Annotated in this window: 4 protein-coding genes; 2 read left to right on the top strand and 2 right to left on the bottom strand. The window is 38.2% G+C overall.

Annotation, left to right across the window (positions count from 1 at the left end; translation table 11 throughout):
- Positions 1-282: 282 nt before the first annotated feature.
- Positions 283-1,692 (bottom strand): RagB/SusD family nutrient uptake outer membrane protein, encoded by a 1,410-nt coding sequence (locus NG821_RS12080; protein WP_252761912.1) that lies wholly within the window; start codon positions 1,690-1,692, stop codon positions 283-285.
- Positions 1,693-1,808: 116 nt separating this feature from the next.
- Complete coding sequence (locus tag NG821_RS12085) at positions 1,809-4,970, bottom strand: SusC/RagA family TonB-linked outer membrane protein (RefSeq protein WP_252761913.1); 3,162 nt, start codon at positions 4,968-4,970, stop codon at positions 1,809-1,811.
- Between the two features lie 561 nt (positions 4,971-5,531).
- On the opposite strand from NG821_RS12085, the gene NG821_RS12090 reads away from it, so the two are divergent.
- Both NG821_RS12090 and NG821_RS12095 read left to right on the top strand, forming a co-directional pair.
- Complete coding sequence (locus NG821_RS12090) at positions 5,532-5,678, top strand: hypothetical protein (RefSeq protein WP_252761914.1); 147 nt, start codon at positions 5,532-5,534, stop codon at positions 5,676-5,678.
- Positions 5,678-6,295, top strand: a complete 618-nt coding sequence (locus NG821_RS12095; protein WP_252761915.1) for a hypothetical protein — start codon at positions 5,678-5,680, stop codon at positions 6,293-6,295. Before NG821_RS12090 ends, NG821_RS12095 begins: the two co-directional genes overlap by 1 nt.
- The last annotated feature ends 460 nt before the right edge of the window (positions 6,296-6,755 follow it).

Raw genomic sequence — 6,755 nt, forward strand, 5'->3', positions numbered from 1 at the left:
AACTTTGCCATAGTTATAAAGTATATGTCTAAAGGTACAAAAATTTTTGGACATGGCAAAGCCCTGGCTTGAGAAAGTCGGGGCTTTGTGATAAAAAAAGAGGATATGTCTATTTTGACACACCCTCGAGTTTTTTTAATTCTACCTCATACGAAAACTACGATTTTAATCATGATTTTGAATGAGGTTTACAACAAAACAGATAAGGACTTTGACGCAGTTTATCTGACTATACCAATAGTTTTCTGACCTCTGATTTTCTCCGAAGAAGCCTAGACAGTATCAATATCCCGTATTCTGTTGTTTGGCAATAGGAGGATTGGCATTTATCTCATCTTGAGATATAGGGAGAACAATTTTATAAAAACTCCTGTCAATACTCTTTTCACGGGTATGAACAGATACATTTTGAAAATCATCATTAAAAATGATAGTCTTATTCTTTCTGATTAGATCAAAGAAACGTTGACCTTCTGAAAATAATTCTTTACTGCGTTCATCTAAAATCATATCGTCTGTTATTGTTGATGCTGTGGCCTGAGGCAATAGAGGGGATCTCTTTCGGATAGCGTTTAGATAGTCAGCTGCAGCAGTTTTGTCCGGAGAAGTAGCATGGAGAGAAGCTTCCGCTGCAATCAGATATATTTCAGATAGCCGAATCACTTTAATGTTCACTGCTGTAGCCGTACTCTTTCCATCTCCCGGCATATCCGTAGTTCCTCCCATATATTTATAACAACTCCCCAAGCGTGTGGGATTTTTTGATTCGTCTCTTCCCATTACGCCCCATCTTACGTCTGTAGAGTCTTGTCCTAATCGTGTCAGAAAATAGTCACTCGCCAAGAACCAGCCCATGGCACTGCTTATTCCGTCATGTTGTGCTTGCATTAAGTAGTATCCTAATGATGAACTTCCAAGATCTGCCTCATTGGGGAAGATACCGAGTTCGAAAATAGACTCAGTTCCAAATTGTTTACTCCATGATTCTACCCATTCATTCGGTGAGTATAATTGATAAACTCCGGAGTCTATGATCGTCTTGGCCGCTGCAAGTGCTCCATCATAATCCTCCATGTATAATTTGACACGTGCCTGCTCGGCCAGATTTCCATAGTAATTGATATAGCCATTATTCTTGGCTTTGCCTTCGGTGGTATCCAATAGTTTTTCCCCCTGCTCAAGGTCGGCCAGAATTTGTTTGTAATTTTCTTCAACCGTTGACCGGGCAGGTTGATCGGATGCTTGTAATAATGTGGTCACGTTTGGTACGCCATAGGCATCTTTCTTATAATTGTACGGCAGTCCGTAAAGCCTGACTAAATCAAAGTATACCAACGCCCGCAAAGTATAAGCTTCACCTTCCAACTGGTCCAGATCTTTCATTCCTGACTTTTTCAGCCGATCAATATTTTCCAGTATGTTATTCAGTTGTAGGATACAATTATATCCTGTAGACCAGAAACCTTCATAAGATCCGCTGGTCGGGGTGTGATTAAAAGTATACAGATCATCTGAACCTCTGCCATTGGCATAAATTGTGAGGTCACCGCCTTTTGCGTCCCCATATAAAAAGAAGTTTCGTCCATAATAAGAATAAGAAGTCATTTCCCTCAGTACACCATTCATGGCATTCTTAGCGTCAGAGGCGCTGTTAATGGATGTGGATGCCTCTTTGGAATTGGTTGGTTCCATATCAAGAAATCCATTGCATGAAGAGAAGGTACATTCTATTATGATTAAAAAAAGCGGCAATATGCAGTTTCTCAATAGTTTTGTATTATCGTATTTCATAAAACCTCCGTATTATATTAAAAAGTCAAGTCAATTCCAAATGTGAACGTTTTGCTGATAGGTGTTTCCCATCCCCGTGTGCCGTATTGATTGACTTCAGGGTCAGCTTCCTTATATTTTGCCCAAGTCAACAAATTGGATGCTGTAAAAAACAAACGTGCATTTGATATAAATACGCGTTGTAATAAATTTGACGGTAACGTATATCCAAATGAGAGATTTTTCAGCCGTAGGAAAGAAGCATTGCTGATATGTCGGGAACTGTATTGCATGGCATCTGTCAGATCGGTTCCCTGCAGGCGCGGTTGAGTGCCATTTGGGTTGTCTGGCGTCCACATATCTTTATAATAGCTTGCTGCGCGAATCCGTGCCCAGTAATAACCATCATCGGCAACATCTTTGTAGGCCGCATCGTAAAGTTTCCCTCCGATTTTATAAATAAAATTCAGATTCAAATCGAAACTTTTATATTTCAGGTCAGAGCTGAATCCACCAGAAACGGCAGGTATGGCACTTCCTATTATGGTATAGTTGGCTGACTTGTAATCGTAAGTGGCGCCACGGCCGTTATATATGAAGTCTCCCTTCTTAGGATCTGAGGGATCATTTACATAGTATACACTGTTTCCGTTACTCTTGTCAACTCCTGCCCATTCATACCCATAAAAGGCGAGCGTCGATTGGCCTTCCCGATAAATAAATTGTGCCCGACCATCGTCTCCTGTCGGATCTTCCCAGATGATATCTTGACCATCATACAATTTTTTAACTTTAGAAGACAGGAAGGAGGCATTCAGTGACAACGTCCACAACCAGTTTTTGCTGCTGATGACATCTCCATCAAGTTGAACTTCTATGCCATGGTTGTTGATTAATCCGACATTTTTTAAAACAGAGCTAAAACCTGTTACCAAGGAAATGGGTACATCTTGTAATAGATTCTTTGAATTTCTTGTATAATATTCTACTGTTCCCCGAATCCGTTGCCGAAAGAAACCAAAGTCGATGCCTATATTAGTGGTCTGGCTAGTTTCCCAGGAAAGATTGGAACTTGCCAATGTACTCAACTGTGAACCAGGTTTACCCATATACTGACTGTCGTAAGTCATGAGACTCATGTATCCATAATCGTCTGTCGGCAGTGTTCCATTGACCCCATAAGATACGCGTAATTTGAAAGCACTTAACCAAGTTAAGGGTTTCATGAATTTCTCTTTTTCCATATCCCAAGCAGCAGAAACAGACCAGAAATTTCCCCAGCGGTTATCCTTGCTTAGTCTGGAAGAACCGTCACGACGATAAGAGGCAGACAAATAATAGGTCTGATTGAAATTATAATCGGCTTTAGATAAAACGGATAATAGAGAATGTCCCCATTTATATCCGGCAGCATCGTAGGCCCCTGCAATAGATACACTTTGCAGATCACTATTGGCCAAGTTTGTTCCGGCTGCACGGGTATAATCAGTCGTTACCTTTTCTGCTTCAAAACCTGCCATAATATTAAGTTCATGGTCACCTGAAAATAAATTATAATTTGCCGTCGTTGACGAAGTGATATCATCATAAGTTGAGCGAGTTTCTGTAACGGATCCGTTTGTGCTTGCACCATCATAATGCTCCGGGCTATAGTATAAATGTCCCTTTACTCCGGTAGTCTCATAAGATAGGATAGATTTGATATCCAGTCTGGGGATAGGATGCAAGGCGACCGTCTCCATTGCCGAAAATTGAGAGTTGATCGTATAATTTGACCATAACTTGTCATAGTATAAATTGTTGTATGCATAACTTTCGTAGCGATCAGTGTACGGTTGTCCTGTCTTGTAATCAGTAGGCCAGTACATTCCCCATAAAAGATTACGTACATCAAAGAAATAATTTGTAGCAGTGTTTCGCGTATCATTAAATCCCTCTTGACGAGTTCTTGAAAAGGCAACATTAGTTGTAAAATCAAAAAACTTGCCAGCCTTTTGCATCAAATTGACCCTTCCTGAAGCTCTTTTAAAGTCATTGGCACGACTTCGACCTTGCTGATCAGAGTAGGACAGTGATGAATAATAGTTTGTTGTCCCATTACCCCCACTTACGGAAAAATCATAATTTTGATAAGCAGCAGAGCGGAAATAGGCCTTTTCCCAATCATAGTACTTTCCACCTCGTCCGGAATTGTCATATTCGCCGATATTTATATTCTGATAACGTCCTGTGCCGGCAGCAGTTAATTGGTATCCATGCATGTTAAACGATTCATTCAACCATTTTAAGGCTGTAGAACTAGCTTCTGCATCATTTTTCGTATCTGCATTATAGTTCGCATCGTAATATACTTGATACATCATGTTGACCTGGTCCTGTACACTTGCAGGTTCATAATTCTTTGTGGCCCAGGAGGGCGAAAACCCGTATGTCATTTTCACATTGACTTTAGGTTTTCCGGATTTACCTTTTTTGGTCGTAATGAGAATTACTCCGTTTGCTGCCCTTGAACCGTAAAGAGCAGATGCCGCGGCATCTTTTAAGACGGATATGCTTTCAATATCTTCGGGATTCAATGAATTCATGATATTATTTGTAACGTATAGGTCACTGCTCATCTGCCCGACATTTCCCGACACGACAGGTACTCCATCAATGACATATAGTGGATCATTTGAAGCATTCATGGAACCTATCCCCCTGATGCGAAGAGAAGGAGTTTCTCCTAATTGCCCCGAACTGTTTGTGATTTGGAGTCCTGCAACTTTTCCTGTCAAAGCATTTTCAAAAGATGTAACGGGTACGTCCTTAATTTTATCTGACTTGATGAAAGACGCTGAACCAGTATAACTGCTTTTTTGAGTTGTTCCGTAAGCTACGACGACGACATCGTCTAAAGTCTTGTTTTGAGGAGATAATTTAATCTGAATGTTTGACCTTCCTCCAACTTGCACAGTTTCTGTATTCATCCCTAAATAACTGATCTTTAAGGCGACTGTCAGTGATGGTACAGATAACGTGAAGTGTCCTTCAGAATTGGTTGTGGTCCCTAAATGCGTGCCTTCTACTATCACAGTAGCCCCGGTGACCGGCTGGCCGTCATCCTGAGAGACAACTGAACCTGAGACCGTATTTTGTGCCAATGCTGTCCCCATACATAGCACTATCACTATTAATAACATACTCAGTCTTTTTTCCATAATCAAACAATTTTAGTTACAATCTTTTGCTTTTTATCCACTTAAACTGCGAATATATGTTATTTTATTTTAACTCACAAATAAAATAGCAAAAATTTATGAAAACTAAATAAAATAGTTCATTAAGTCAATATATATCATATATAAATTACTGTATGTACAATTTTTATATTAATATATAAACTATTATCTTCTAGACATTGCTCAATGCTCATACTTCAGCAGCTGAATATTTGAGGTATAATTCGTTTCATATAAAAAAGACATGATTCTGCAAAGTTCAACAAGAATAATCCGCATATCAATTCTTATACAGATTCTAGTACGCTGATCTTAGATAGAAGAAATTTATTTGATATGTTTGTTGAATTCGCTCAAGATGTTAAAAATAACTTAGTAGTGTTATATTATACTGCTATCCATGAAAATATAAATTAGTATTTTCAATAAACGTTAAACGAACTTAAATTTAATTATATGTTTATTGCTCCGAAAATATTTAGATAAAAAAAATATAAATTTGCATATGAAACACAAACTTGTTAGAAGAAAGGAGAAGGTATGAAAACAGATGTTATCGTTGGAAGAGCAGAAAGGTACAAAGCCGCTATCAAGAAAGCTACGGCCTCTAAGGAAAGTTCAACAGTATTTCTGAAAAGAGCAGGAATCCTGGATCAAGACGGAAAATTAGCACATCATCTTAGATAATGGAGTCTTTATATTCCAGACGTTCAAATTTGGTTATTGGTTTTCACGGTTGTGATTTGTCAGTAGCCCAAAATGTTGTGGCTGGCAAAGAAAGTCTTGTACCCAGCAAAAATGGGTATGACTGGTTGGGGAATGGAATCTATTTTTGGGAAAATAATGAAGAGCGTGCACGTCAATGGGCCAAGGAAATGGTTAAAAGGAAAAATTCTCCAGTAAAAAATCCAGCTGTATTAGGTGCGGTAATTGATTTAGGATATTGTTTTGATCTTACTGACAGTTCCTATCTTAAAGAACTCAAGCAGGCTTACAAGGCTTTGGTTTCTATGTTCAAAAAATCAGGAACTTCACTTCCTAAAAATACAACAATAGGAAACTCTGAAGATCTTCTTATTAGAAAATTGGATTGTGCTGTAATCCAAACGGCCAAAATATTAAATATAGATGCTCACAACAGAGATTATGATTCTGTTAAAGGTGTGTTTTGGGAAGGGAAACGTTTATACCGTAATGCAGGTTTTAGAGAGAAAAATCATATTCAAATTTGTATATGTAATCCTAATTGTATAAAGGGATACTTTTTGCCAAAAAAAATTAATTCGAAATATATAAACCCTTAATGAAGAATTCTATTGTGTTAGGCTAATTTGTCAAGATCCTTATGTTATTATAAATTTCATTCGAAAAGCACGATTGTTTAATTATATTTCCCCATTTTTATATTTGTCGGTATGCTATGTTGTAGGTCCACGATGTAATCAATATAAACAGTTGTTGCTATTGATTCCTGACTTTTTTATGAAAAACGCGACCATCTATTTGAAGTTTCCATTTAATTTATTATCTTTGAACCATCGATACTACAGAAGCAGAAGTGGTGGGGACACAACGTTGTCGCTGCGGATGCTTCGGTTTTGTCGACCGATAACATGTTATCTATAATCTGATAAACCAATATGAAACGTACATGATCGTCTTTCGCCAAAGGGAATGAAAAGGGATTTTTTGTATCTTTGCCACAGTATAAACCCTTTAATCCTTTAGATATGTCGAATCAGAAGCAAGAAGTCTCCTTTTCAG

It is taken from the genome of Segatella cerevisiae (genome assembly GCF_024054555.1).
Classification (GTDB): domain Bacteria; phylum Bacteroidota; class Bacteroidia; order Bacteroidales; family Bacteroidaceae; genus Prevotella; species Prevotella cerevisiae.

Excerpts from the sequence above, each read along its gene's own strand:
- NG821_RS12085 (WP_252761913.1), bottom strand. The coding sequence starts at position 4,970 with ATGGAAAAAAGACTGAGTATGTTATTAATAGTGATAGTGCTATGTATG.
- NG821_RS12095 (WP_252761915.1), top strand. The coding sequence starts at position 5,678 with ATGGAGTCTTTATATTCCAGACGTTCAAATTTGGTTATTGGTTTTCAC.
- NG821_RS12090 (WP_252761914.1), top strand. The coding sequence starts at position 5,532 with ATGAAAACAGATGTTATCGTTGGAAGAGCAGAAAGGTACAAAGCCGCT.
- NG821_RS12080 (WP_252761912.1), bottom strand. The coding sequence starts at position 1,692 with ATGGAACCAACCAATTCCAAAGAGGCATCCACATCCATTAACAGCGCC.